We start from the raw sequence: 26,969 nt of genomic DNA on the forward strand, positions 1-26,969 counted from the left end.
TGAGTAAATCCCTAATCAGAATTAATATATCCTAATTAAGCATCTGCTACACTTTTGTTTCTTACTTATGCCTGATCGAATCAGTAACACGTAAAAACGAGTTGTTCTATATTCATTTATCATTTGTCTTCATTGTCATAACGCGAAAGCCTTTGCAAATGCATTGTCAAATATACTGCTTCTGCATGGGGCACGGGTTTTTGTAAGGTATTTTGCATAACCTTAATCAACTTCCACGCCAAATTGTAGCATAAAGGATATTCTTCTTTCAACACTTTTGCTAACTTTTCTTGCTCTTCCATGATATCACCCATAGAGACCCGTTCTATCGCATGCCTTAGATGACGAACAAGACGTAAATAATTGATGCTTTTCGTATCGATCGTAAGGTCTAATGAATGTTGGATCATCTGCATCAAGGTGTTGATGAGCTCTGAGTGTTTCTTTATATCAGTTACACTTTTATTCGTAATAGCACTGTGAATATGAAGTGCAACAAAACCGATCTCCCCTTCAGGAAGATGAATCCCTAACGATTTATTGATGATTTCGATCGCTTCTTCAGCGACAGTATACTCTTTCGGATACAGTGTTTGAGTTTCTGTTAGAAATGGGTTTTTAATATCCATATTCTGTTCTAATCGTTTGATCGCAAATGTAATATGGTCGGTTAACGCGACATGTATATGTTCGTTTAACTCATTCTCAAAACGAGTTCGTATGTGAACAATTACATCATTGATCAATTCTACAATCTTTTCATCTATCGAATTTAATAACGTTTTATATTGTTCTTGTTCGTTTTCATCTTTTAATACAAATAACTTGTCCACTTGCTTAGGAAGAATCTCTTCACCTGGTTTCTTGCCGAAGCCGATTCCTTTGCCAATAACAATTCTTTCTTCATCGAAGGAATCAATGGCAATAACCACATTATTATTAAGAACTTTTTTTACTTGCAGGCTTTTGTTCATGAATTTTTTCACCTTTTTCATTTAGGTCCATAAACCAATAACATCATAACTTTCATCATAGCGGAAAACTGTTAGAAAAATCAATTACACTTTTTACCTGCTGCATAATCAAACTGAAAACGGCTTTCACAATGAAAGCCGCTTTCTGACTAAATCTCGAGTTCTCCAAGCCTCAATAACTCTACAACGGCTTGAGAGCGTCCTTTAACCCCAAGCTTTTGCATGGTATTCGAAATATGGTTACGAACTGTTTTCTCACTAATGAATAATTGTTCCGCAATTTCTTTTGTGGTCTTATCTTGAACTAGTAGTTCGAAAACTTCTCTCTCTCTTTTTGTAAGTAGAGGCTTCGGTCGGTAGTGTTTATCTTTCAATGAATTCACCCCTCCTTGCTAGGGTTTAGGAACCGCCAACGAATATTGGAAGTATTTAGTCAACATATAGTATGTAAAGAATCAGATGGGAGTGACTTGGTTCATTTAAAAAGTATGAAGAATATTACGGATAAACCATAAAAAAAAGCCCATTTTCATACATGGGCTTCTTTAGAAAAATTATTTAGTTGGTTTTTCAACTCTTCATTCCACTTTACGGGACGTCCATTTCTTCTAGAAATCTGTACGATAGCACCTCTCCCTGTAAATACAGGAATCTTCTTCTCATTTATGCCTAAGTAATGGATGTCTATAGAAGATGAACCTACTTCATTTATTTTCACATACACTTTTAATTTTTCGTCGTACATGATCTGGGCCAAATAGTCACATTGAAGGTCTGCCACAACTGGAATCTCTTCTGAATCTGGAGCACCCCAGTCAGTCATCAAACCCAGTTCTTTAAACATCGCGATTCGTGATTCTTCCATATAAGTAAAGATATTCGTATTGTTCACGTGGCCAAATCCGTCAATCTCACCAAAACGTACTTGCAATTCGTGATAAAAAGAAAAGCCCTTCTGCCAATCATCCATATTTGATATGTAATCTTGCCTAGCCAAATTCTTTACCGCCTTTCTTATACAGATATTTAATGAATCGCTATTCAGTTATTTGTTTTTAAAAAAAGCTTCTCCCTGATGAGAGAAGCTCTGTATGATACTTTAACGATCACTGCCAAAGAAGTTCTTGAAAGCTTGGAAGCTTGTATCACGGTTAAGTGCAGCGATTGATGTTGTCAAAGGAATTCCTTTAGGACAAGACTGCACACAGTTTTGAGAGTTACCGCACTCTGCAAGCCCTCCGTCATCCATGATCGCGTTCAAGCGCTCTTCTTTATTCATCTCACCAGTTGGGTGAGCATTAAATAAACGAACTTGAGATAAAGGCGCCGGTCCGATAAAGTCCGAGTTCGTATTTACGTTCGGACATGCTTCTAAACAAACACCGCAAGTCATACATTTTGAAAGTTCATATGCCCACTGACGCTTAGTCTCAGGCATACGAGGTCCTGGTCCAAGGTCGTACGTGCCATCGATTGGAATCCAAGCTTTAACTCGTTTAAGTGCATCAAACATTCTACTTCTATCGATCGCCAAATCACGGACAACCGGAAATGTTTTCATTGGTTCAAGACGGATCGGCTGTTCTAACTGATCAACAAGAGCCGTACAAGATTGTCTAGGCTTGCCGTTGATCACCATGGAACAAGCTCCACAAACTTCTTCTAAACAACCCATCTCCCAAGTAACGGGAGTCGTAGCTTCCCCTTTAGCGTTAACAGGGTTTCTACGAATTTCCATAAGAGCAGATATTACGTTCATGTTTGGACGATGAGGAATCTCAAACTCTTCTAAATATGGGGCAGTTTCTGGGTTATCCTGTCTTGAGATGACGAATTTCACCATTTTTGTGCTCATTCTTACACCCCTGCCTTCTTCTTAGAATAGTCACGTTTACGTGGCTGGATTAGCGAAACATCTACTTCTTCATACTCGAATTCTGGTCCGTTCGTTGTTGGATTGAATTTCGCTTTTGTTGTTTTTAACCATTGCTCATCATTACGTTCAGGGAAGTCCGGTTTATAATGGGCTCCACGACTTTCATCACGGTTAAGAGCACCGAGTGTAATAACACGAGCTAGCTGAAGCATGTGCCATAGCTGACGCGTAAATGATGCACCTTGATTGCTCCACTTGGAAGTATCGTTAATATTGATGTTTTTATAACGCTGCATCAATTCTTGAATCTTTTCATCTGTTTGTTTTAACTTATCGTTGTATCTTACAACCGTTACGTTGTCTGTCATCCATTCTCCAAGTTCTTTATGGATCACATAAGCGTTCTCAGTTCCATCCATAGATAGAATATTGTTGTATACTTCTTGGTCTTTTTTCACTTGGTTATCAAACACAGTCGAAGGTACATCCTCAACTGTTTTTTCTAATCCTCTAATATATCGAACAGCCGACGGACCAGCTTCCATGCCGCCAAAAATAGCTGATAGCAGCGAGTTAGCTCCTAATCTATTAGCACCATGATACTGATATTCACACTCACCAGCTGCAAAGAGACCTGGAATGTTCGTCATCTGATCATAATCAACCCACATGCCACCCATTGAATAGTGAACAGCAGGGAAGATTTTCATAGGAACTTTACGTGGGTCATCTCCCATGAACTTTTCGTAGATCTCAATGATTCCACCAAGTTTGATATCAAGCTCTTTAGGATCTTTGTGTGAAAGATCAAGATATACCATGTTCTCACCATTGATTCCTAGCTTCAGATCAACACACACGTGGAAGATTTCACGTGTAGCGATGTCACGAGGAACAAGGTTACCGTATGCTGGATACTTCTCTTCTAGGAAGTACCAAGGCTTTCCGTCTTTATAAGTCCAAACACGTCCACCTTCACCACGTGCAGATTCACTCATTAAACGAAGCTTGTCATCACCAGGTATGGCCGTCGGGTGAATTTGAATGAACTCACCATTCGCATAATAAACACCTTGCTGATAAAGAGCTGATGCTGCTCCACCTGTGTTAATAACAGAGTTAGTCGACTTACCGAAAATGATTCCAGGTCCGCCAGTCGCCATAATAACTGCATCTGCAGGAAAACTTACGATTTCCATCGTTTTCAAGTTTTGTGCGGTGATTCCTCTACATTGTCCTTCGTCATCAATAATGGCAGATAAGAATTCCCATCCTTCATATTTCGTTACTAGACCTGCAACCTCATGACGACGAACTTGCTCATCAAGTGCATACAATAACTGCTGACCCGTTGTAGCACCAGCAAATGCAGTACGATGATGCTGTGTTCCTCCGAAACGACGGAAGTCAAGTAATCCTTCAGGCGTTCTGTTAAACATTACACCCATACGGTCCATTAAATGAATGATTCCTGGCGCTGCGTCACACATTGCTTTAACTGGAGGTTGGTTTGCTAAGAAGTCTCCACCGTATACAGAGTCATCAAAATGCTCCCACGGTGAATCTCCTTCACCTTTTGTATTTACAGCACCGTTTATACCACCTTGAGCACAAACAGAATGCGAACGTTTTACTGGAACAACTGAAAAGAGGTCAACGTTCACACCAGCTTCAGCTGCTTTGATCGTAGCCATTAAACCGGCGAGACCTCCGCCAACAACAATTATTTTCTGATTACTCAATTTGTCTCACCCCTTTTAAATGAATGCAAAGATTGTTCTTACGCTAACAATAGCAAGTGCAACAAATACACCCATTGTTACGTATGTTGAAATTTTCTGTGAACGAGGCGAAACTGTAAGGCCCCAGCTGACAAAGAACGACCATAATCCGTTAGCAAAATGGAATACTGCTGATAAAACACCAACAAGATAGAAGACAACCATGAATGGAGAGCTTAAGATGTCTGCCATCATATCAAAGTTTACTTCTTGTCCCAACGCAGCCTGTACACGTGTTTCCCATACATGCCAAGCGATAAAGACTAATGTGATAACGCCTGTTACACGCTGAACGAGGAACATCATATTGCGGAAATAGCCATAGCGGGTAACGTTGTTTTTTGCTTGGAACGTAATGTAAAGCCCATACACGGCATGAAACAAAATAGGTAAGTAGATGACAAACGTTTCTAGGAAAATACGAAAAGGTAAACTTTCCATAAAATGCGCCGCTTTGTTAAATGCTTCAGCATCCCTCGTTGCAAAATGGTTTACAACTAGATGCTGTACGAGAAAAATCCCGATCGGAATTACTCCTAATAATGAATGAATCCTTCTGTTAATAAAATCTCTACTGCCAGCCATTCTCTTGCCCCCTTCAAATTTAGCCTCTCTCTGGCTGCTAATCTTTGTTCCTCTCCACATGTAAGCGTTTTAAGTTTCCTCTTTTAGAGGATGAGTGTTAAACAATTAGCTTAATTAACTAGCAACATGTCCATTTTACTCCCATCGTTTGACACCGTCAAGAAAACGCTAACAACTAAATACGTAAATTTTCTTGATACATCAACGCTTTTGGAGGTTTAAGATTTTCGACAAATACCGATAGTTGCTATAGAGTTTAAACCGCTTTCCCGTTATAATAAAAATTAGAAAGAAGGGATGCAGAATGTTTAAACAAAAGACAAAGGATGATAATACCCCTGTAGAACAGCTTTCTGTTTCAGCTTTTGGGTATGAGATCCTTCGAAGCGATTTGTTGCCTGAACTTCTTGGCAAACAAGAACGAAATATTCTCTATTGGGCAGGAAGACACTTGGCTAGAAAATATCCTTTACATACGATGGAAGAAGTTCACGCTTTTTTTGTTGAAGCAGGTTGGGGCACTCTTGAAATGATCGAAGCTTCGAAAACTGAGATGAATTTCTCTTTAAACTCTCAACTGATCTTGCAGCGAATGGAAAACTTCAATCATCAAACGTTCAGCCTAGAAGCAGGCTTCCTCGCTGAACAAGTTCAGCTGCAAAAAAAATGCACAACAGAAGCTTTAGAATCTACAAAACGAAACAAAGTTTTTATTACTGTTCAATGGGACAAAAAAGATATGATTGAATAACAAAAGCCGGCGTATTGCCGGCTTTTTTCAATGTTTGGTCTTATGTGTTCTGAACGGGAACACGAGCATCTAGCTCAAACACATCATGCAGCGTTTCTATCGACTTAATCATATCTTCTTGTTTCACGACGGTTGATACTTTAATCTCAGAAGTGCTTACCATTTTTATCATAATATCTTCGTCTGAGAGAGCTTTAAACATTTTAGCGGCAACGCCAGGATTTGAGATCATGCCTGAGCCAACGATTGACACTTTTGCAAGACCTTGTTCATAACTGATCGATTCGAATCCTAATTTCCCTTGATGCGCAGCAAGTACTTCTTGTGTAGCAGATAATGAGTTTGATTCAATCGAGAACGAAATATTCGTTTTTTCTTCATTTAGGACATTCTGAATGATGATGTCTACATTGATGCCGTTCGATGCCAAAATAGTAAACAGTTCCGCTAACGCGTGTATTTCATTGGGAACTGAAGAGACCGTAATTTTTGTTATGTTTCCTTCAAACGCAAGACCTCTAACCATTAAATTTTGTTCCATAGACACTTCCTCCTCAACTAATGTTCCACGTTCTTCACTCATGCTAGATCTTACTTCTAATGTAATACTATAGTTTTTAGCAAACTCAACCGCTCTCGGATGTAAAACGCCAGCACCAAGGTTCGCCATCTCTAACATCTCATCATAAGAGATCGAAGGTAGTTTTCTAGCTGAATCCACTACACGCGGATCCGTCGTATATACACCCGTCACATCGGTATAGATGTCACATCGATCGGCTTTTAAAGCTGCCGCTAGCGCAACGGCTGTTGTATCAGATCCACCTCTGCCAAGCGTTGCAATATCCTTTGTTTCAGGAATCAGCCCTTGAAAACCTGCGACAACCACGATATGGCCATCTTTTAATAGAGAAGACACGCGCTCTGAATCGATGTCTAGTATTCTTGCATTTGAAAAGGCATCTTCGGTTTGAATACCCGCTTGCCATCCTGTTAATGATTGAGCTTTATATCCTTCTTGATGCAGAGCCATCGTCAATAGGGCGATCGTAATCTGTTCACCCGTCGTAAGTAGCATATCCATTTCCCGTTTAGAAGGGTTCTGACTGATATCTGTAGCAAGCTTTACGAGTTCATCCGTTGTTTTGCCCATCGCTGAAACCACAACCACGACTTCATTTCCTGCATCTACTTCATGGATGATTCGTTTTGCAACATTTTGTATTCGCTCAACTGAGCCTACACTAGTTCCACCAAATTTTTGAACGATTCTCCCCATATACTCCAATCCCTTCTTGTTGTAAGATTCTATCTCTTTTATTAGAAGACTTTGTTGACGGTGCACGTATACCTTCTTTTTTTGAAAGTAAATACAAAAAAGCAACAATAAGGAAAAACCCTATTGTTGCTATAATCCGTAGCAAGCCAAGTTTGTTCCCCCTCGTGAGATAGTCCTCCACACAAACCCTGGGGGGACTTGTGTGACAGCTCTGTATTTCTTCAATACAGGTCCAGCATAAAAGGCTAGAAGTCCTTTTACACTTCGGCAAGAATCCCCTTTCCACCATCATCACTAGAGCTTCTTCTCTTCAGATGGGTTACTATTGGTTCTTGCTCCTCTACCATCACTTCATACGAAGCATGGCATATTTATAAAGTTGGATTTATTTTAACAAAGTTACTCAATAGCTGCAACTACTCATTTGATAAAAATGCTTTTTCAATAAGCTCGGCTACTGGTTTAGGCACACCTGCTGCTTGAATCTCATCAACAGAAGCTTCTTTTAACTTTTTTAACGATCCAAAGTGGCGAAGCAGCATCTTTTTGCGTTTGTCACCGATTCCAGCGATGCTGTCTAATGTTGATTCGAACATGCTTTTAGAGCGAACTTTTCGATGGAAGGAGATCGCGAACCTGTGAACTTCATCTTGAATTCGTTGCAGAAGATAGAATTCCTGACTGTTTCTAGGCAAGTGTATCATTTCAGGAGGATCCCCAATCCAAAGCTGTGAGGTTCTATGCTTTTCATCTTTTGATAGACCTGCTACTGGAATAAATAAGTTAAGCTCGTTCTCTAATACATCTTGAGCCGCAGATATTTGCCCTTTTCCGCCATCGATCAGAATAAGACTAGGAAGCTCTCCTTCTTCTCTCAATAGTCTTGTATATCTTCTGCGAACAACTTCCTTCATGGAAGCATAATCATCTGGACCTTCCACAGATTTGATCTTATATTTTCGATAATCCTTTTTGTACGGTTTTCCGTCAACAAAAACAACCATGGCAGAAACAGGGTCTGTTCCATGAATATTCGAGTTATCGAACGCTTCAATACGATAAGGTGCAGCAATCCCAATTCTCTCACCAAGGTTCTCAACGGCTTTAATCGTTCTCGCCTCATCTTGCTCGATCAGGGCAAATTTCTCGTGAAGAGCTAAAGACGCGTTTTTAGTAGCTAACTCCACAAGCTCTTTCTTTTGTCCTTTTTTTGGTTGCAACACTTTCACTTGAAGAAGTTCCGATACAAGATCTGCATCCACTTCTTGTGGAAGGAGAATCTCTTTAGGCAGAAGGTGATTTTTTTGCAGATAGAACTGACCGATAAAGGTTAGCAAGTCTTCATTCGCTTCTCCATAAAAAGGGAAGACCGAAATATCTCTAGCAATCACTTTTCCTTGTCTAATGAAAAAGACTTGTACACACATCCATCCTTTATCGAAATGATAACCAAAAACGTCTCGATCGACTAAATCTGCTGTCATCATCTTTTGCTTCTCCATAACAGCTTCAATGTGCTGTATCTGGTCTCGAAGCTCTTTTGCGCGTTCAAAGTTTAATGCTTCAGAGGCTTCGAGCATCTTTTCTGACAACTCATTTTTAACATCCTGATAGCCGCCATTAAGAAATTTCACGATGCCATCTACCATCTGTTTATTTTCTTGTTCTGTAACATCATATACGCAAGGACCTAGACATTGACCGATATGATAATACAAACACACTCTTTTAGGCATCGTATCACATTTACGAAGTGGAAAAATACGGTCTAAAAGCTTTTTCGTTTCTTGGGCAGCATAAGCATTCACAAACGGACCAAAATATTTTCCGCCATCTTTTTTTATCTTCCGTATATATAGAAGTCTTGGTTGTTTTTCAGCAGTGATTTTTAAGTATGGATAGCTCTTATCATCTTTTAGCATAACGTTATAACGAGGGTCATGCTTTTTAATTAAATTCATCTCTAGAACTAATGCTTCCATCTCAGTAGAAGTCACAATGTATTCAAAATCTCTGATCTCACTAACAAGTCTTTGCGTTTTACCATCATGTGTCCCCGAGAAATAAGATTTCACACGATTCTTCAACACTTTCGCCTTACCAACATAAATAACTTTCCCAAACTCATTCTTCATAAGATAGCAGCCAGGTTGATCTGGTAGCAACATTAATTTTTGTTTTACAGAAATAGAGGTCAATTTCTTCCCCCCTTCACTCATAGCAGTCTTTTCTATTATCATATCATGTATCATCGTGTTCATAATACTATCGTGATTTCAATACCACATATTTTCATTTATCGACAATATTTCCTAGAAAATATTGAACAGTTTGTAAAATGCACAAAAAAAAGCCCGAGCAACGGGCTTTTTTGGATAAACCTTATTTATGTTTGTTCAATAGTTCAACTAATGCTTCTTTCGGTTGGAAACCGACAACTTGATCTACCACTTGACCGTCTTTGAATACAAGTAGGGTTGGAATACTCATAACACCGAATTTTCCAGCTGTTTCTTGGTTTTCATCAACATCAAGCTTAACTACTTTTACTTCTTCCATTTCTTGATCTACTTCTTCAAGAACAGGAGCGATCATTTTACAAGGTCCGCACCATGGTGCCCAAAAGTCAGCAAGTACTAAACCTTCGTTCGTTTCTGTATTAAATGTTTGATCTGATGCATTAACAATAGCCATTTATTTGGCCCTCCTTTTAAATAACAAAGTGTAAACAAAGTATATCCCACAAATGTAACAGTTGCTAATAGTTTGCTCAACTTTATGGTACCCAAGTTTTTTATTCGACAAACGTTAGATTGTAGCACTCTTTTCTAGATGTCTCTGACAGTTGAATAATTCACAAGTCCAAGCGTTTTCTGCTTTTAGGTTAAAAATAGAAAAAGACGTATTGTTAAGTCCGTACCAGCGATCAGTATCGTCTTGCAGAAGCTCTTTGAAGATCCTTACAAGTAATGCTCCATGAGTTATGACCAGAACTTTCTCGCCCTTATGCTTTTGAACAATATCGCTTAGGGCTGCTTTCCATCTAGTATCGGCATCTTCATTTGATTCTCTACCTAGATCAAGTTCCATCCAATTTTCTCCCCAGCGTTCGACTCGTTCGCTCTCAGTGGTTCCTTCTGTCTCACCGAATGAGATCTCGCGAAGTCTATCATCAGCCAACACGTTTAGACCGGTTATTCCGCTGATAGCCTCAGCAGTTTTATATGCTCTGAGTAATGGACTGGCATATATAGCATCCCATTTTTCATCCACAAACCGTTCCGCTAAACGTTCAGCTTGATACTTCCCGTTGTCATTAAGCGGGATATCCTTACAGCCTTGAGCTCTTCTTTCAATGTTCCAATCCGTTTCACCGTGACGAATGAATGCAATCGTAGTCATCATACACCTTCCCCGTTCTCAAATTGAAAAAACGTCCAGAAAAACGGACGTTTTCATTCATTTACATTCTATTATACTAACACTTTTTTAAACTCTTCCGTTAATAAAGGAACGACTTCAAACAGGTCACCAACGATTCCATAGTCTGCTACCGAGAAGATGCTAGCTTCGGGATCTTTGTTGATCGCAACGATTACTTTAGAGTTGGACATCCCAGCTAGATGCTGAATAGCTCCCGAAATTCCACAAGCGATATACAGATCAGGCGTTACAACTTTACCGGTTTGACCGATCTGTAATGAATAATCACAATAATCAGCATCACACGCACCACGAGAGGCTCCTACAGCTGCTCCAAGTACATCTGCAAGTTCTTGAAGAGGTTTGAAGCCATCTTCAGATTTCACACCGCGACCGCCGGCAACGATGATCTTTGCTTCTGCTAGATCTACGCCTGTAGATGCTTTACGAACTACTTCTTTAACAATCGTTCTTAAGTCTTTGATGTCAACAGATACAGATGTTACATCACCAGAGCGAGATTCATCTTTCTCTAATGGTGCGATGTTATTCGGACGAATCGTAACGAATACTAGACCATCTGAGATTAATTTCTTTTCAAAGGCTTTTCCTGAATATACAGGGCGAGTAAACACCGTGTTCTCACCAGCTTGTTCAAGTCCTGTAACATCTGAAATCAGTCCAGATTCGAGACGAGCTGCAAGTCTCGGAGAAAGGTCTTTTCCTAACGATGTGTGTCCGAACACGATTGCTTCAGGGCTTTCATCATCGATAATCTGCTTTAACGTTTGGAAATAACCATCTGGAGTATAGTTCGCTAGCTTCTCATGTTCCGCTGTGAGTACACGATCAGCTCCATAGTGAATTAATTCTGCTGCTAACGACTGAACAGAGTCACCACATAATACTGCGAACACTTCTCCGCCGCCAGAAATTTCTTTTGCTGCTGCAATTGCTTCAAATGAAACATTACGTAACGCACCGTCACGGGATTCTGCAAGTACTAATACTTTTTTTGCCATGATGACTCCTCCTTATATTACCTTCGCTTCATTTCTTAACAGAGATACAAGTTCTTTTACTTGGTCTGGAGTTTCACCTGATAGGATTTTTCCAGCTTCCTTTTTTGGTGGAAGATATACTTCTACCGTTTTTGTTTTCGCTTCTACGTCGTCTTCATCAATATCAAGATCATCTAACTCCAACGTTTCAAGAGGCTTCTTCTTTGCTTTCATGATCCCTGGTAACGAAGGATATCGTGGCTCATTCAATCCTTGTTGTGCAGTCACCAATAATGGAAGAGATGTCTCAATCTTCTCAAGATCTCCTTCAACATCGCGTTCGATGTTTACAGTCGAACCGTTCACTTCAATCTTTGTGATGGTTGTTACGTGTGGAATATCTAATAATTCTGCAAGACGCGGTCCAACTTGACCAGTCCCGTTATCAATCGCAACGTTTCCGCCTAGAATAATGTCGTATTCTTTATCTTTAAAGTAAGCTGCCAAAACCGACGAAGTCGTGAATTGATCTTGGCTGTCCAAGTCTTCGTTCGAAATAAGAACCGCTTGATCTGCTCCCATAGCTAGTGCAGTACGAAGCTCTTTTTCAGAATCTTCGTCTCCAACCGTTACAACCGTAACCGTACCGCCGTGAGCATCTTTTAATGTAATCGCTTCTTCAATCGCATATTCGTCATATGGATTAATAATGAATTCTGCACTGTCTTCAGAAATCTTGTTGTTTGAAACAGAAATTTTTTCCTCTGTATCAAAAGTACGTTTTAAAATTACATAAATGTTCATGGTTACCCTCCTAGTTATCGGTCCTGAAATTCAGGCTTTCTTTTTTCAATAAATGCCGAGATTCCTTCTTGTCCGTCAAAGCTTTTAAAAGCTTTCCCAAACAGTTCTCTTTCTTTCTCTGCACCTTTTTCATAGAGTCCATGTCTCGCATAATGCAACAACTCTAAAGTGTACTTAATAGAAACAGCACTCTTCATAGAAAATTCTTCAGCCATTTTGTAAGCCTTTTCAAAAAGCTCTTCTGTAGGATAAGAACTGTTTGCTAAACCAAATGTGACAGCATCTACTCCGGAGATCGGCTTACTTGAAAGAAGCATCTCGCAAGCTTTAGGTACACCTACAAGCTGTGGCAGTCTTTGAGTTCCAGCAAATCCCGGAACTAGCCCTAGTGTTAGCTCAGGAAGACCAAGTTTCGCATCTTCAGCCACAAGCCTTACGTGGCAGCTCATCGCAAGTTCTAGTCCACCACCAAGCGCAGCTCCATGAATCGCTGCAATTACTGGTTTTGAAAATTGTTCGATTCGGCTAAAAACATCTTGTCCTTTTTTCCCAAGCTCCGCAAAACCTTTTTCATCAGGAACTTCTGTAAACTCTTTGATGTCTGCTCCAGCGGAAAAGAAGCGTCCTTCTCCTAAAATAACAACTGCTTTAACAGAGTTATCATTTTCGATCTGATCTAAAGCTTTATCGATTTCTTCAATAACTCCTGTTGATAAAGCATTAGCTGGCGCACGATTAAGTTTGATCGTTGCCACTTTATTTTGTTTTTCAATTTGTAAGAATTCCAACTTTGCATTCCCTCCTTTTTTGAATATCAATCATCTGGATGTACAGAGCGAACGGAAAGACCGTTTACAAGCATCTGATGAACCGGGCCAGCAAGAGCAGGAAGATCATATCGATGATCGTTCATTACCCAGTTTGTTGCTGTTTCGTCAATTGTTCCGAAGATCATCTGACGAGCCAATCTGTAATCCATGTTTTTAACAAAAACGCCTTCCTGCATACCATCCTTCAAGATCGAGTCGATTAAATCTAAGTACCTCTTTAATACTTCTCCGATCTTCGCACGAAGCTGCCTGTTTGTCTGCCTTAGTTCTAGCTGTGTTACGATTGATAGTTCAAAATCAGCAGTCAATTGCTTAAAATGCATCTCAACAAGAATTCTAAGCTTCTCAATCGCTGAATCATTACTTTTCAGCTCGTTTTCTGTTTTTTCGATAAAGGTCCCCATCTTCTCATTAAAAACAGAAACAAGCAGATCTTCTTTATTTTTAAAATATAGATAGATGGTGCCGTCAGCGACACCTGCTTCTTTCGCTATCTTTGAAACTTGGGATTGATGATAGCCGTGTTCTGCGATCACATTTACAGCTGCATCAATGATTTTTTCGTATTTTGGACCTTTACGCTTCATTTCTATCGCCTCTTTTTGTATTACACAATCATCTTTTCAAAAATGAATGATTGTTCATTCATAATTGTAAAACAAATCTTTCTTTTCTGTCAATTTCATTATGTCATTTTTTATATACATTTTACAAGTCTAACTTAAATCTTACGTATTTCATTCCTTGTTTGGTGACACTTTTGCATAGAAAAAGCCGCCAGATGGCAGCTTTCACGAACTTTGCTTTGCTTTTTCACGTTCTTCTTCCAAAAGAACTCTTCTTAAGATCTTACCAACCATCGTCTTTGGCAGCTCTTGTCTAAACTCATAGAGCCTAGGCACTTTAAAGGATGCAAGATGTTCTCGGCAGAATTTATTTAACTCTTCTTCCGTACATTCTGCTCCTTCCTTTAACACAACAAAAGCTTTAACTGTTTCTCCTCTGTATGCATCAGGCACACCGACTACTACAGCTTCTTTTACTTTTTCGTGTTCATATAAAACTTCTTCTACTTCACGAGGATAAATATTAAATCCTCCTGCGATGATCAAGTCTTTTTTCCGATCCACGATATAAAAGTAACCTTTTTCATCCATATAACCCATATCTCCCGTAATCAACCAATCTTCTCTGAATACAGATGCGGTTTCTTCAGGTTGGTTCCAGTACCCTTTCATTACTTGAGGTCCTCTTACAGCTAACTCTCCAATCTCACCCGGCTCCGCCCATTCGCCTGTTTCAGCTGAGATGATTGCTGCTTCTGTGTTCGGCCAAGGCAATCCTATACTCCCTCTTACCTGATCGCCATAAATGAGGTTCGCATGTGTAACGGGTGAAGCCTCCGTAAGTCCATACCCTTCAACTAATGAACCTGAGATGACTTCCTGGAATTTTTGTTGCACTTCAAGCGGAAGAGCAGCCGATCCGCTTATACATGCTTGTATGGAGGAAAGATCGTATTTCTTCAGATCTGGATGGTTCAGAAGTGCGATGTACATAGTCGGAGCGCCAGGAAATAGTGTTGGTCGTTCCTTATGAATCGTCTTCAAAACTTGCACTGGATCAAACCTCGGCAGAATGATCATCTCTGCTCTCGTGATGATGCCAAGATTCATAACACAGGTCATCCCGTAAACATGGAAGAAAGGCAGAGCGCCGAGTATCTTTTCTTTACCTTCCCTATTTTTATACATCCATGTATTGCACTGCAACGCATTCGTGACTAGATTTTTGTGAGTCAGCATCACACCTTTTGCTGGCCCTGTAGTACCTCCAGTATATTGCAGCAGTGCGAGATCCTCATCAGGATCAACCTCTACTTGTGGCTTTACTGGTTGAGAGCGTTTCTGCAGATCTCGAAACGAATGAACTTCATGATTGTACGTAATATCAACGACTACTGTTGGATTCTGCCTCTTTTGAATAAATGGATAGATCAAATTTTTAGGGAAAGGCAGATAATCCTTCACAGATGTCATGATAATGTGTTCAATGTTCGTATCCCCACGAACGGCTGAAATCCTGCCAAACAAAAGATCTAATCCTACAATGACTTTTGCCCCGCTGTCCGATAATTGATGGCGTAGCTCCCTCTCTGTGTAAAGAGGATTCGTCTGCACAACAATTCCCCCTATAAAAAGGGTGCCATAATAGGCGATGACTGCCTGCGGGCAGTTAGGCAGCATGATGGCAACACGATCACCTTTTTTTACACCAAGCGTTGTTAGAGCATGCGCAAAGCGTAAACTGCATTCATGAAGCTCACCGAATGTTAATGTCTTTCCTAAAAAGTGTACAGCAGTTTTATCTGTTTTTTCTTCTGCTGCTGATTCTAAATACGCGAATAAAGGTTTGCTGTCGTAATCAAGATGTCCCGGAATCTCACTAGGGTAACTGTTGAGCCACCGTCTTTCCACTTGCATCTCCTCCTTTAATTCACGCCTTCCTTCAAAATTTCTATATCTTTATTCCTATTATATTGAAAACGTATACAATTTTATATACTTTTTTAAAAATTATAAATAATTCAATAATACGGTTCTAAAAATAGTTTTTGAGCATATTCAATGATGCTCTCGATTGTAATTGATTTCCGCTCCAGGTTGCTCGCTTTCCGCGGGGCAGGCGGTGAGCCACATTCGTACGTTTCACGTATAAGTGTCTCACCTGCCCACCTGTCCCGCAGGAGTCGGCAACCTTGCGCTCCAATCAACCTGCACAGAAGAAATCAGAAACAATAAAAGTAACATCTTTTAAGTAATACTAAGTAAAACAATCATTAAAGATTAATAACAATTACAGAACAGTCTTAAGGAAAACAAAAAACCAGTTCTCCGAATCGAGAACTGGTTTTGAGACTTACGCAAAGAAGAATAAGTAGATAAGTCCTGCCGCAATGAATACTCCGCTTAACACAAACAACACTTTAAATAACGTTTCCATATCTTTTCCCTTCAGCTATTCGATTCCTTCACCGATTACAAATGATAAACCAATTGAGATGATCATTGATATGAAACCAACTGCTCGGTTATCGTTCTCAATCTCTTTATCGATCTGAAACTTTGGGGTTAAGAATTCAAAAATAAAATAACCGATCAAGAGCAGAATGAACCCATAGGCACTCCACATTATCATCATAAGTATGGAATCATTTTGAGCGATCGAGTAACGAAAGATGTTCGCGATACCGAAAATCTTGCCCCCTGTTGCCATAGCAACGGAAAAGTTTCCTTTCTTGATCTCGACCCAGTTTTTATAACGCGTAACCAGTTCAAACACAGCCAAAAAAACGACTAAACATAGCACGACAACGCTATAGTTTGCTGCTGTTCTAATAAAAGCGTTACTCATAAAATCCATTCAACAATACCCCTTTGTAAACGGCTTGGTTTAATTCACTATACTATTTCAATACAGCGACTGTTACTCCGCCTCCGCCTTCACCAGCTGCACCCATACGAGTGGATTTAACATTACGATGCGTTTTCAACAGCTCTTGAACACCTTTTCTAAGTGCACCTGTCCCTTTACCATGTATGATATATACTTGGTTAAAACCAGCTAGAAGTGCTTCATCTAGATATCGATCCACCTCTAGCATCGCATCTTCATACCTTTTTCCTCTTAGGTCAAGTTCAGGACGAGAAGAATCAGAGTTTCCAGATACTTTTACGAATGAACGCGGTTCAGGTTTCGGTTTACTTTGTTTTACCCACTCTAAATCTTTTTCAGATACATTCATCTTTAGAATTCCAATCTGAACTTGGTATTCGTTGTTGCTTACTTTTTCAACAATATGTCCTTTTTGACCTACAGTAAGTACTCTTACCTCGTCACCTGGAACATACTCTTCCTTTGTAGATACTGCTTTTTGCTTCTTGTTTTTTGCTTTTGATTTCGGAACAGCTTCTTCTAATCTCTTTTTTGCTTCGATCAGTTTATGTTCTTTAATCTGTCCTCCAGATTTTTGAAGTTCACGAATCTCATGGATGATCTCTTCTGCCGTTTCACGTGCTTTTTCAATTGCTTGTTCCGCTTCCTGCTTCGCTTTTTCATACAATCGATCTTTTTCATTCTGAAACAGTTCGAGTTCTCTTTCTAGATCACCCTTAATAGACTCTGCTTCTTTTCTTTGGTTCTCTGCTTCTTCCATCTCTTTTTCTGCGTTTTTACGATTATCTTCTAGAGACTTTATCATATTATCAATCTTGTTCTCATCTTCACTGATCTGAGAACGAGCTGAATCAATGATATCTTGACGGAGTCCGAGTCTTTTAGAGATCTCAAACGCATTGCTTCGGCCTGGCACTCCCACTAATAATCGATATGTAGGTCTTAACGTCTGCACATCAAATTCTACAGATGCGTTCATAACACCAGGTCGGTTGTATGCATATGCTTTTAACTCACTATAATGGGTTGTAGCTACGACACGTGCTCCCCGCGCAAAAACGAAGTCTAGAATCGAAATAGCAAGGGCAGCCCCTTCTTGAGGATCAGTTCCTGCTCCTAGTTCATCAAAGAGAACGAGTGATTCGAAATCGATCTTGTTTAAGATGTCTACGATGTTAACCATATGTGAAGAGAATGTACTCAATGATTGTTCAATAGACTGTTCATCACCAATGTCAGCATAGATATTCTTAAAGACAGCCATTTCTGATTCTTCTCCAGCAGGTATCTGCAGGCCACATTGTGCCATAAGAGTAAGCAGTCCGATCGTTTTTAGGGTAACTGTTTTACCACCTGTATTCGGACCTGTTATAACGAGTGATTGATACTCACCACCTAACATCACACTCGTTGGAACAACCGTTTCTTGATCGAGCAGAGGATGCCTGCCGCTATTCAGTGATATAAATCCTTTGTCATTCATAATCGGACGCGTACATTTTAGCTCATTGGCAAACCTAGCTTTTGCTAGAATAAAATCCATCTCTGCTAAAATATCTACGTTCAACAGAATATCATCAGCATGTTCTGCTACTCCAGCAGTTAGTTCTCTTAATATCTTCTCGATCTCACGAGCCTCTTTCGCTTTAGCTTCTTTCACTTGATTGTTAACTGTCATAACAGATTGAGGTTCAATGAACAAAGTTGCTCCACTCGCTGATTGATCATGGACCATTCCGCCAAAATTACCTCTGTACTCTTGTTTAACAGGAATAACGAATCGGTCGTTACGAATCGTGATAATCGAGTCAGACAACATTTTTTGATAACTGGATGATCTAACGATTGATTCCAGTTTTTCTCTTACGCGTGTTTCATACGTACGCAACTGCTGACGAATCGCACGAAGTTCAGGGCTAGCGCTATCCATCATATGTCCGTTGTCATCGATACAGCTTTTAATTTCTTGTTCTAGCTCATGAAGAGGAATGATGTTTTCTGCTGCATTCTTAAGAATACGCAGTTCAATTCCATCCTCAACCAAGCCTTCGATAAACCGCTTAAAGCGTCTACCACCATAAAGAGTTGAAGCGATGTCCATTAAATCTTCTTCGTTTAGGAGACTGCCAATCTTTGATCGCTTAACATTTGATGAAACATCAAAGATCCCGCCGAATGGAACTTGTCCTTTTAATCGGAGAACTTTTACCCCTTCATCTGTAGCATCTTGAGCTTCGTTTACTTCTTCAAGAGCTGTAAACGGCATTAAAGAATCTATTTTATTTAGTCCAAGTGAGCAGCTTGCATGCTTTTTTAGACGGTCTATCACTTTTCTTAGTTCTAAAACACGTAGCATTTTTTCTTGCATATATTCTTCCCCCTGATCATAGGATCTAGAGCTTTCTACGGTTTAAATAGGTTTTGAGTTCTTTTAAAGTCATTGTGTTTAACACATTGCTTTTTTGAATGTAACCTTTTCGGGCAACCGCTGCTCCAATCTCCATATGTTTCATCGTGTCTTTATAATGTGCATCTGTATTAATCGCTATCTTAACCCCAAGATCCTGAGCTTTCCTTAACCAGTGTGGAGCAAGATCAAGACGATTCGGATTCGCATTCAACTCAACAGCGGTACCTGTTTCATAAGCAAGCTGCAGCAGTGTTTCAACATCCACGTCATAACCTTCTCTGCGTCCGATCAAACGCCCTGTTGGGTGGGCGATCAGATCAACTTTCTTATGTGTTAACGCTGTCTTTAAACGATCCATGATTTTGCTTTGATCTTGAGAAAACGCAGAATGGATGCTTGCAATAACAAAATCCATTTCCTCTAACAATTCATCATTATAATCAAGTGTACCATCTGGGAGAATATCCATCTCGATTCCAGCGAGTATCTTAAAATCTGTATACTTTTTATTTAACTTATTAATCTCTTGCCGTTGCATACGTACTCTCTCTGGAGTTAGACCGTTCGCTACTCTTAAATATTGAGAATGATCCGTAATCGCCATATATTCATAGCCTTTACTTCGTGCTTCTTCAGCCATTTCTTCGATCGAGAACGCCCCATCGCTCCAAGTAGAATGCAGATGAAGATCGCCTTTTATATCAGATAACTGAATAAGGTCATGACCATCCTTAAATAACTCTATTTCTTCACCAGTCTCTCTCGCTTCAGGCGGAATCCAACTTAACGAGAAATGAGCATAGAAATCCTGTTCCGTTTCAAACGTAAGAATTTCACCTGTCTCTACATTTTCTACACCATATTCACTGATCTTTTCGCCTCTTGCTTTTGCGAGCTGACGCATTTTAACGTTATGCTCCATCGAGCCTGTAAAATGATGCAGTGTAGTAGCAAACTGAGAGGGTTGGACAATACGAAAATCTACGGATACAGAAAGCTTTTCATCTAGTACGAGGGAAACCTTCGTATCTCCGCTCGCAATCACATCGATAACCCCATCAAGTTTCAATAGTTGCTCTTTTACTTCATTCGGATGTTCACTTGAAATAATAAAATCCAAGTCTTTGATCGTTTCACGGTATCGTCTTAGACTTCCTGCTCTAGAGTATTTCTCAATACTTTTCATTCTTTTTAACTGAGATTCTATTTTCTCTGCGATTGGCAGCATATAGGCAATAGGAAGCCTCTCTGGTCTTTTCCCAAGATCTTTTAAGGATGCTAAGATCTTCTCTTCCGTTTTAGCGCCGAACCCTGCCAATTCTCTTACTTTACCATTTTCACATGCATCTTTTAGAGATTCAATATTCGTTACACCTAACTCGGAATAAAGTTTAGCGATTTTCTTACCTCCGAGATTTGGAACTTGCAGCAGTGTAATCAATTCAGACGGAACTTTTTCCTGTAGTTCACCTAAAAGATCCGACTCACCCTTATCAATCATTTCAATAATTACAGCAGCTGTACCTTTGCCTATTCCTTTTAGTTTTGAGACATCCCCGATCTCTTCCATCGTTCGCTCATCACTCTCAAGAGCGTTCGCTGCTTTACGATATGCAGAAACTTTAAACGAGTTCTCTCCTAAGATCTCAAGGTACAAAGCAATCTGTTCAAGTGCACGTACTACCTCTTTTTTATTTACCATAATGAGCTCACCTCTATTTCATTGTCATGCTAGTATGATAATGGCTTTAATAATTTGTGTTATTATCCCTATAGCACTTTACACTCTTGCTTCATCGACCAAAGTTGATTGTAGCGTAAGGTTGCTGACTCCTGCGGGACAGGCGGGCAGGTGAGACACTTATACGGGAAGCGTACGAATGTGGCTCACCGCCTGCCCCGCGGAAAGCATGCAACCTGAAGCGGAAAACAACCACTTTCAAGAACAACTGAGTATAAACTGCAAAGAAAAAAACTTCTCCGCTTTGGGAGAAGTTATGCCATATGTTTCATCCACATTTCCTTTACGGACTCAGAAAATACGGGGGTGTTTTTGACCATTCCCTGTGCGATCCATGAATTTTCATAATGAGCTTGAAATGCCTCAATTGGAACTAATGTTGCGATATACAATAAAATAAACACGATCAAATAGACTTCTACAAAACCTAATAAACCACCGAGCCATCTGTTGAACGTGTGAAGGATCGGTAAGTTTGCAAGAAAATCGAGCATAGACCCTAAAATCTGTAGGATAATCTTGGTTGCGAAGAACAGAATCGCAAAGGCTATTGCATTATAATAAGCTTGTTCAAGTGATATGCTGTTCATTAAAAAGGAAACAGAACTATCATTTGAAGAAGGGTATGGAATCCACAACTCTAGCTTTGGCGCAAGTTCATCATAATAAAGATAAGCAACGATATACGCTGCTATGAATCCGATCAAATGAACAAGCTGCATGATGAAGCCTCTTTTTAAACCGATTAAAAATCCACCTGCTAATACGATAATTAAAATTAAATCCAACATACTAACTTTCCTCTTTTCCAATTCGCTGTTGCAATTTTTTCAGCTCTTCTTTAATCTTTAAATATTCGTTCATTGTATTTACTGCTGTAAGTACAGCTAGTTGTTTCGTGTCGAGAAACCGGTTATGAGATTGAATCTCTCTCATTTTCAAGTCTACTTTATCAGCTACTAAATGAATGTGGCTGGAGGATTCGGTCCCTGCAATTACATATCGTTGTCCATAGATTTCGACCGTCGTACGGTTTTTCTTTTTCTCTTCCGCCACAAAATAACCTCCTTAACATACAAAGGATCATTCATTTAATGAATACTCTAATCTTTATCTTATCAAATATCGTTCATAGTTGAAAATATTTCTGTTCTATTGTAGCGTTTTTTTGATATATTTGGAAATCTCTTCATTTTTAGGAGGATCACTATTATGTCTCACGTTGTTAAAAAAATGACAAATGCAGAAATACTTAAGATGAAAAAAGAACTCACTTCCGTTCTATCAGCTAAGACGCCACCTGGAGCTGTTTTTTCTGCAAAACTCTCAGATTGCACAGTTACAGCTTACCAATCAGGCAAAGTCCTGTTCCAAGGAAAGGGAGCAGAAGCTGCTTCTCAAAAATATTCGGGTGAAGTTGCTATTCCAAAAGAGAAAACCAAAACAGTTAAACCGCCTCATCAGTATGCCCCACCACAGAACGCTGCAGAATTGTCGATGATCGGAAGTGACGAAGTTGGAACAGGAGATTATTTTGGTCCGATGACTGTTGCTGCGGCTTATGTTTCTCGGGAAAATCTAGAACTTGTAAAAGAACTCGGGGTGAAAGATTCTAAGCACTTAAATGACAAACAGATCATTCAGATTGCAAAGGAACTGATTCATACCGTTCCATACTCACTTCTCGTACTGAATAATGAAAAGTATAACGAACTTCAGCAAAAAGGTATGACTCAAGGTAAGATTAAGGCTATCCTTCATAACCGAGCTCTGCAAAATGTAAAAGCAAAAATTGAAGGTGAAGAGATCGAAGGTATATTAGTCGATCAGTTTTGTGAACCTGGTGTTTACTTTAACTACTTAACAAGAGAGAAGAATCTCTTAAAAGAAGGTCTTTATTTTGCCACAAAAGGCGAATCGATTCATCTTTCTGTTGCTGCTGCTTCAATCTTGGCCAGATATAGCTTTTTAAAGGAAATGGATAAGTTAGGGCACCGATTTAATACCGTTATTCCAAAAGGGGCAGGTCCTCACGTGGATGTGAAGGCGGCTGAGCTGGTAGAAAAATATGGAGAGACTGTATTTGATACCGCAACAAAGAAGCATTTTGCAAATACTCAAAAAGCGCTAAAATTATTACGTAAAAAGAAGATTTAAGGAGCGGAGAGGATGAATTCATAAGGAATCATCCTCTTTTTCGCAGAACGAGCATCCGCTATTGGTTACTAAAAAGTTATAATCACATAAAAAATGAAGTCCATCACATAAAAATGATCCCTTTTCACATAAAAGTGTCCAGTTCGCATTGACACCATTTTCAAGAACAGCAAAATATGCAAAAACAGCCTAATAATAAAGACAAAAAAACTGGCCATCTCTCGATGAACCAGCTTCTTCAACAATTATTTTCTTAGCTGAGCGCCGAAGCGTTCTTCTAAGCTCTTTAATACGCGGTTATGCGCCGTTACTACTTCTTCATCTGTTAACGTTCGTTCTGGATCAAAATATTTCAGTGAGAATGCAAGTGATTTCTTGCCTTCTTCCATCTTTTCTCCTTCATACAGATCAAAAAGATTCACTTCTTTTAACAGCTCTCCACCTGCAGCTTGAATCACAGTTGTCAAGTCTCCTGCTGGAAGTTGTTGATCTACAACAAGAGCGATATCTCGTGTAATAGATGGATAACGCGGCAATGTTTGATAAACCATCTGATCTGTTTCTTTGTCTAAAAGACTTGTTGCGTTCAACTCGAACACGTACGTATCTTTTACATCCAACTCTTTTTGAAGAGCTGGGTGAAGTTGACCTACAAACCCTACAGAAATACCATCGAGTTTCACGATCGCCGTTCTTCCTGGATGCATGTTTTCTATTTCTCCAGCTTCATACGTGATTCGTTCAGATAGGTTCAATTCACCCATGAGACCTTCTAGAATTCCTTTTAACACATAAAAATCAACAGTCTTTCTCTCTCCTTGCCATAGATGCTCGTTAAATACACCTGTAACAGCGCCTGAAACGAATACATACTCTTCTGGAAGATCCGTTAGTACCTCTTGGCGATTGATGAAGACAGATCCCATCTCATAAATAGCGAGATCTTCCATCGAGCGATTTCTGTTGTATTGAAGCACTTCAAGAAGCTGTGGCAATAAGCTCATTCTTAACGTACTGCGTTCTTCACTCATCGGATGTGCAACAGAGATCGGATATACCTTCTCATCACTAAACGAAAAATGAGTAGACTTTGCCGGAGTAGTCAATGCGTAAGTTACAGCTTGATATAGTCCAGCTCCTTCTAGATACGTTCTGATATTACGGCGTAGTGCCTGATTCTTCGTTAGTCCACCAGGACGCGCTTCTGATAAAAGATACGTAGTTGGGATGCGATCATATCCGTAGATACGTCCTACTTCCTCAATTAAGTCCGCTTCAATCGTTATGTCTGGTCTTCGTGAAGGAACGTTTACTTCGAACTGTCCGTCCGACTCTTTATATGCAAAACCTAAACGATTAAAGATCGATGCTGTCTGTTCTGATGTGATCTCTGTCCCTAAAAGATTATTCATTCTAGAAACATCCATCTTCACGCTGTAAGAGTTGACTTCACGCTTACCTGCTTCAACGATTCCTTCAGCAACTTGACCACCAGCAAGATCTGCCATAAGGCTAGCCGCTCTCATTGCTGCAGCGTATACTCGGTTACGATCGATGCCTTTTTCATATCTCGAACTTGCTTCACTGCGTAAACCAAGGTCTTTAGAAGCTGCTCTTACACGACCTGAAGTGAAATAAGCTGCTTCTAAAAGTACGTTTGTTGTGTCAGATTGAACTTCACTCGTAGCCCCGCCCATAACACCTGCTACTGCAATTGGATCTTTACCATTTGTGATTACTAGATGAGATTCTTTAAGCTTACGATCTTGATCGTCAAGCGTTTGAATGTGTTCACCTTCTGCTGCACGACGGATCACAATCTCTTTTGAACCTAATCGGTTATAGTCAAATGCGTGTAGTGGCTGACCATACTCAAGAAGTACGTAGTTTGTGATATCAACAATGTTATTGATCGGACGAATGCCAGATGCCATCAGTCGATTCTGCATCCAAAGCGGAGAAGGACCAATTTTAACATCACGGATGATCATCGCTCCGTAATATGGATTGTCTTCAAGCGACTCGATATGAACAGAAATAAAATCCTCTGCTTTTTCTTCTGTCGTAGTGATCGATGTGTTTGGAAGTTTCACTTCTTGTTCTAAAATCGCAGCTACTTCATTCGCTACACCGATCACGTTCAGACAGTCAGCACGGTTTGGTGTCAGTCCAAGTTCCAACACATGGTCATTGAGATTTAAGTATTCTAAAGCATCGCTTCCTGGCTCTGCATCAGATGGCATCACAAAGATTCCTGTTGAATATTCTTTTGGTACTAATTTTGTATCTACACCTAACTCTGTAAGTGAACAAATCATTCCGTGAGATTCTTCACCGCGAAGTTTTGCTTTTTTTATTTTAAAGTTACCCGGAAGCACGGCACCAGGTACAGCAACAGCAACCTTTTGCCCTTGAGCTACGTTTGGTGCACCGCAAACGATCTGTGAGACTTCTCCTTGACCCACATCTACTTTACAAACTCTCAGCTTGTCAGCGTTAGGGTGCTGGATGCATTCTTCAACATATCCAACAACTACTCCACTGATTCCTTTGTTTAGTGACTCGACCATCTCAACTTCAATACCGCTTTTTGTTATCTTATCTGCGAGTTCAGACGGTGAGATTTCTACGTTTACATATTCTTTTAGCCAGTTATAAGAGATTAGCATATAATTCCCCTCCTCAAGTTATGCATTTTTGAATTGTTTTAAAAACCGGATATCGTTCGCATAGAAATGACGAATATCATCAATTCCATATTTGAGCATCGCGATACGCTCAGGTCCCATACCAAATGCAAAACCTGTGTATTTCTTTGAATCGAACCCTGCCATCTCAAGCACGTTCGGATGAACCATTCCTGCTCCTAATATTTCAATCCAACCTGTTTGTTTACAGATCGAACAGCCTTTTCCACTGCACTTAAAGCAAGAGATATCCATTTCGACAGATGGTTCTGTAAAAGGGAAGAAACTTGGACGAAGACGAATTTTACGATCTTCACCAAACATTTTTTTAGCGAACGTTTCAAGTACACCTTTTAAATCACTTAAACGAACATTTTGGTCAACAACTAGCCCTTCAATCTGCATGAACTGATGCGAGTGTGTAGCATCATCATTATCTCTTCTGTAAACCTTACCAGGAGAAATGATTTTCACAGGGCCTTCTCCTTCATGTTTTTCCATCGTACGTGCTTGAACAGGTGAAGTTTGTGTACGAAGAAGGATATCTTCTGTAATAAAGAAAGAGTCCTGCATATCACGCGCAGGGTGTCCTTTTGGCAAGTTTAACGCTTCAAAATTGTAATAATCTGTTTCGACTTCAGGACCTTCAGCGATTGTAAAGCCCATGCTCAAGAAAAGATCTTCAATCTCCGTAACAACAGCTGTTAAAGGATGGGGATTTCCTTTCTTTACAGGTCTTCCTGGTAATGAAACATCAATCGTTTCTTTTGAAAGCTTTTCAGCAATTGCTGCATTTTCAAGCTCTGCCTGTTTTTTATCTAATTCCTGCTGGATGCTGTCACGAACTTCGTTAGCATAAGCACCAACAACAGGTCTTTCTTCAGCAGACAATTTCCCCATCCCTTTTAATACTTCAGTAATGGGTCCTTTCTTTCCTAAATAAGCTACCTTAACAGCTTGCAGATCTTTTAGATCCTGGGCTTCTTTGATCTGGCCGATCGCTTCTACTTTTAGAGCTTCTAAACGGTCTTTCACCGTGCAACCCCTCCTTAAAAATATAAAAACTCCTCATCCAATAAGGGACGAGGAGTTCGCGGTACCACCCAATTTAACAATGAAAAATACACTGTTCACTTCATTTTAATAACGGCTCTTCACCGGTCAGCCCTACTTAACGTTTCAGGTGACAACTCAGGAGTGAATTCAATAACACC

The 26,969-nt window shown here is 39.8% G+C and carries 24 protein-coding genes, 1 riboswitch and 1 other annotated feature (1 of these 26 running past the window's edge); of the genes, 2 read left to right on the forward strand and 22 right to left on the reverse strand.

The features are described 5' to 3' along the window. Positions 1 to 119: 119 nt before the first annotated feature. From glcT to IHV09_RS16440, 6 genes are all read right to left on the reverse strand, one after another. Entirely contained in the window at positions 120 to 974 is an 855-nt protein-coding gene (glcT, locus tag IHV09_RS16415; protein WP_197264980.1) for a glucose PTS transporter transcription antiterminator GlcT, read from the reverse strand. Positions 975 to 1,123: 149 nt separating this feature from the next. Next, positions 1,124 to 1,348, reverse strand: coding sequence for a helix-turn-helix domain-containing protein (locus IHV09_RS16420; RefSeq protein WP_066243534.1), 225 nt, complete (start codon positions 1,346 to 1,348; stop codon positions 1,124 to 1,126). A 155-nt stretch (positions 1,349 to 1,503) separates the two neighbouring features. Further along, complete coding sequence (locus tag IHV09_RS16425; RefSeq protein WP_197131454.1) at positions 1,504 to 1,971, reverse strand: acyl-CoA thioesterase; 468 nt, start codon at positions 1,969 to 1,971, stop codon at positions 1,504 to 1,506. A 102-nt stretch (positions 1,972 to 2,073) separates the two neighbouring features. After that, positions 2,074 to 2,829: a succinate dehydrogenase iron-sulfur subunit gene (gene sdhB / locus IHV09_RS16430; protein ID WP_144698733.1), complete on the reverse strand. Its 756-nt coding sequence runs from the start codon at positions 2,827 to 2,829 to the stop codon at positions 2,074 to 2,076. Between the two features lie 2 nt (positions 2,830 to 2,831). After that, a complete protein-coding gene (gene sdhA / locus IHV09_RS16435) occupies positions 2,832 to 4,592 on the reverse strand; it encodes a succinate dehydrogenase flavoprotein subunit (RefSeq protein ID WP_066396656.1) in 1,761 nt (586 codons plus the stop codon). A 15-nt stretch (positions 4,593 to 4,607) separates the two neighbouring features. Continuing rightward, on the reverse strand, positions 4,608 to 5,216 hold the full coding sequence (locus IHV09_RS16440; protein ID WP_197131456.1) for a succinate dehydrogenase cytochrome b558 subunit: 609 nt from the start codon (positions 5,214 to 5,216) through the stop codon (positions 4,608 to 4,610). A 304-nt stretch (positions 5,217 to 5,520) separates the two neighbouring features. On the opposite strand from IHV09_RS16440, the gene IHV09_RS16445 reads away from it, so the two are divergent. Beyond that, positions 5,521 to 5,967 carry a YslB family protein gene (locus tag IHV09_RS16445; protein ID WP_197131458.1) on the forward strand — a complete coding sequence of 149 codons (447 nt, stop codon included), beginning with the start codon at positions 5,521 to 5,523 and terminating at the stop codon, positions 5,965 to 5,967. A 40-nt stretch (positions 5,968 to 6,007) separates the two neighbouring features. On the opposite strand, the gene IHV09_RS16450 is transcribed toward IHV09_RS16445, so the two are convergent. The 14 genes from IHV09_RS16450 to zapA form a co-directional block, all read right to left on the reverse strand. Next, the gene (locus IHV09_RS16450) at positions 6,008 to 7,246 is read right to left on the reverse strand and encodes an aspartate kinase (RefSeq protein WP_197132112.1); all 1,239 of its coding nucleotides are present in this window, start codon (positions 7,244 to 7,246) and stop codon (positions 6,008 to 6,010) included. 162 nt (positions 7,247 to 7,408) lie between these two features. After that, positions 7,409 to 7,597, reverse strand: a riboswitch (Lysine riboswitch). A gap of 65 nt (positions 7,598 to 7,662) precedes the next feature. Further along, positions 7,663 to 9,414, reverse strand: a complete 1,752-nt coding sequence (gene uvrC, locus IHV09_RS16455; protein ID WP_231618375.1) for an excinuclease ABC subunit UvrC — start codon at positions 9,412 to 9,414, stop codon at positions 7,663 to 7,665. A 214-nt stretch (positions 9,415 to 9,628) separates the two neighbouring features. Then, positions 9,629 to 9,940: a thioredoxin gene (gene trxA, locus IHV09_RS16460; RefSeq protein WP_137788705.1), complete on the reverse strand. Its 312-nt coding sequence runs from the start codon at positions 9,938 to 9,940 to the stop codon at positions 9,629 to 9,631. A 114-nt stretch (positions 9,941 to 10,054) separates the two neighbouring features. After that, on the reverse strand, positions 10,055 to 10,651 hold the full coding sequence (locus IHV09_RS16465; protein WP_231618364.1) for a histidine phosphatase family protein: 597 nt from the start codon (positions 10,649 to 10,651) through the stop codon (positions 10,055 to 10,057). 68 nt (positions 10,652 to 10,719) lie between these two features. Further along, a complete protein-coding gene (locus tag IHV09_RS16470) occupies positions 10,720 to 11,691 on the reverse strand; it encodes an electron transfer flavoprotein subunit alpha/FixB family protein (protein WP_197189547.1) in 972 nt (323 codons plus the stop codon). Positions 11,692 to 11,703: 12 nt separating this feature from the next. Beyond that, entirely contained in the window at positions 11,704 to 12,474 is a 771-nt protein-coding gene (locus tag IHV09_RS16475) for an electron transfer flavoprotein subunit beta/FixA family protein (RefSeq protein ID WP_197131463.1), read from the reverse strand. 14 nt (positions 12,475 to 12,488) lie between these two features. Continuing rightward, positions 12,489 to 13,262 (reverse strand): enoyl-CoA hydratase, encoded by a 774-nt coding sequence (locus IHV09_RS16480; RefSeq protein ID WP_197131465.1) that lies wholly within the window; start codon positions 13,260 to 13,262, stop codon positions 12,489 to 12,491. 26 nt (positions 13,263 to 13,288) lie between these two features. Beyond that, on the reverse strand, positions 13,289 to 13,891 hold the full coding sequence (locus IHV09_RS16485; RefSeq protein ID WP_197131467.1) for a TetR/AcrR family transcriptional regulator: 603 nt from the start codon (positions 13,889 to 13,891) through the stop codon (positions 13,289 to 13,291). 204 nt (positions 13,892 to 14,095) lie between these two features. Then, positions 14,096 to 15,787 carry a long-chain-fatty-acid--CoA ligase gene (locus IHV09_RS16490; RefSeq protein WP_197131469.1) on the reverse strand — a complete coding sequence of 564 codons (1,692 nt, stop codon included), beginning with the start codon at positions 15,785 to 15,787 and terminating at the stop codon, positions 14,096 to 14,098. A 535-nt stretch (positions 15,788 to 16,322) separates the two neighbouring features. Continuing rightward, the gene (locus IHV09_RS16495) at positions 16,323 to 16,727 is read right to left on the reverse strand and encodes a DUF350 domain-containing protein (RefSeq protein ID WP_197131471.1); all 405 of its coding nucleotides are present in this window, start codon (positions 16,725 to 16,727) and stop codon (positions 16,323 to 16,325) included. 43 nt (positions 16,728 to 16,770) lie between these two features. Then, entirely contained in the window at positions 16,771 to 19,128 is a 2,358-nt protein-coding gene (locus IHV09_RS16500) for an endonuclease MutS2 (RefSeq protein WP_197131473.1), read from the reverse strand. A 25-nt stretch (positions 19,129 to 19,153) separates the two neighbouring features. Beyond that, complete coding sequence (gene polX / locus IHV09_RS16505; protein ID WP_197132115.1) at positions 19,154 to 20,875, reverse strand: DNA polymerase/3'-5' exonuclease PolX; 1,722 nt, start codon at positions 20,873 to 20,875, stop codon at positions 19,154 to 19,156. Positions 20,876 to 21,165: 290 nt separating this feature from the next. Beyond that, on the reverse strand, positions 21,166 to 21,702 hold the full coding sequence (locus tag IHV09_RS16510; protein WP_197189551.1) for a CvpA family protein: 537 nt from the start codon (positions 21,700 to 21,702) through the stop codon (positions 21,166 to 21,168). A gap of 1 nt (position 21,703) precedes the next feature. Next, on the reverse strand, positions 21,704 to 21,967 hold the full coding sequence (gene zapA / locus IHV09_RS16515) for a cell division protein ZapA (protein ID WP_144698705.1): 264 nt from the start codon (positions 21,965 to 21,967) through the stop codon (positions 21,704 to 21,706). Positions 21,968 to 22,123: 156 nt separating this feature from the next. On the opposite strand from zapA, the gene rnhC reads away from it, so the two are divergent. Continuing rightward, a complete protein-coding gene (gene rnhC, locus IHV09_RS16520; protein WP_197264981.1) occupies positions 22,124 to 23,068 on the forward strand; it encodes a ribonuclease HIII in 945 nt (314 codons plus the stop codon). Between the two features lie 245 nt (positions 23,069 to 23,313). On the opposite strand, the gene pheT is transcribed toward rnhC, so the two are convergent. Both pheT and pheS read right to left on the reverse strand, forming a co-directional pair. Further along, on the reverse strand, positions 23,314 to 25,737 hold the full coding sequence (gene pheT, locus IHV09_RS16525) for a phenylalanine--tRNA ligase subunit beta (RefSeq protein WP_197264982.1): 2,424 nt from the start codon (positions 25,735 to 25,737) through the stop codon (positions 23,314 to 23,316). A gap of 18 nt (positions 25,738 to 25,755) precedes the next feature. Further along, positions 25,756 to 26,790, reverse strand: coding sequence for a phenylalanine--tRNA ligase subunit alpha (gene pheS, locus IHV09_RS16530; protein WP_197131483.1), 1,035 nt, complete (start codon positions 26,788 to 26,790; stop codon positions 25,756 to 25,758). A gap of 40 nt (positions 26,791 to 26,830) precedes the next feature. Next, positions 26,831 to 26,969: a binding site (T-box leader), on the reverse strand (it continues 83 nt past the right edge of the window).

The sequence above is a fragment of the Fictibacillus sp. 23RED33 genome (assembly GCF_015903925.1).
In the GTDB taxonomy this organism is placed as follows: domain Bacteria; phylum Bacillota; class Bacilli; order Bacillales; family Fictibacillaceae; genus Fictibacillus; species Fictibacillus phosphorivorans.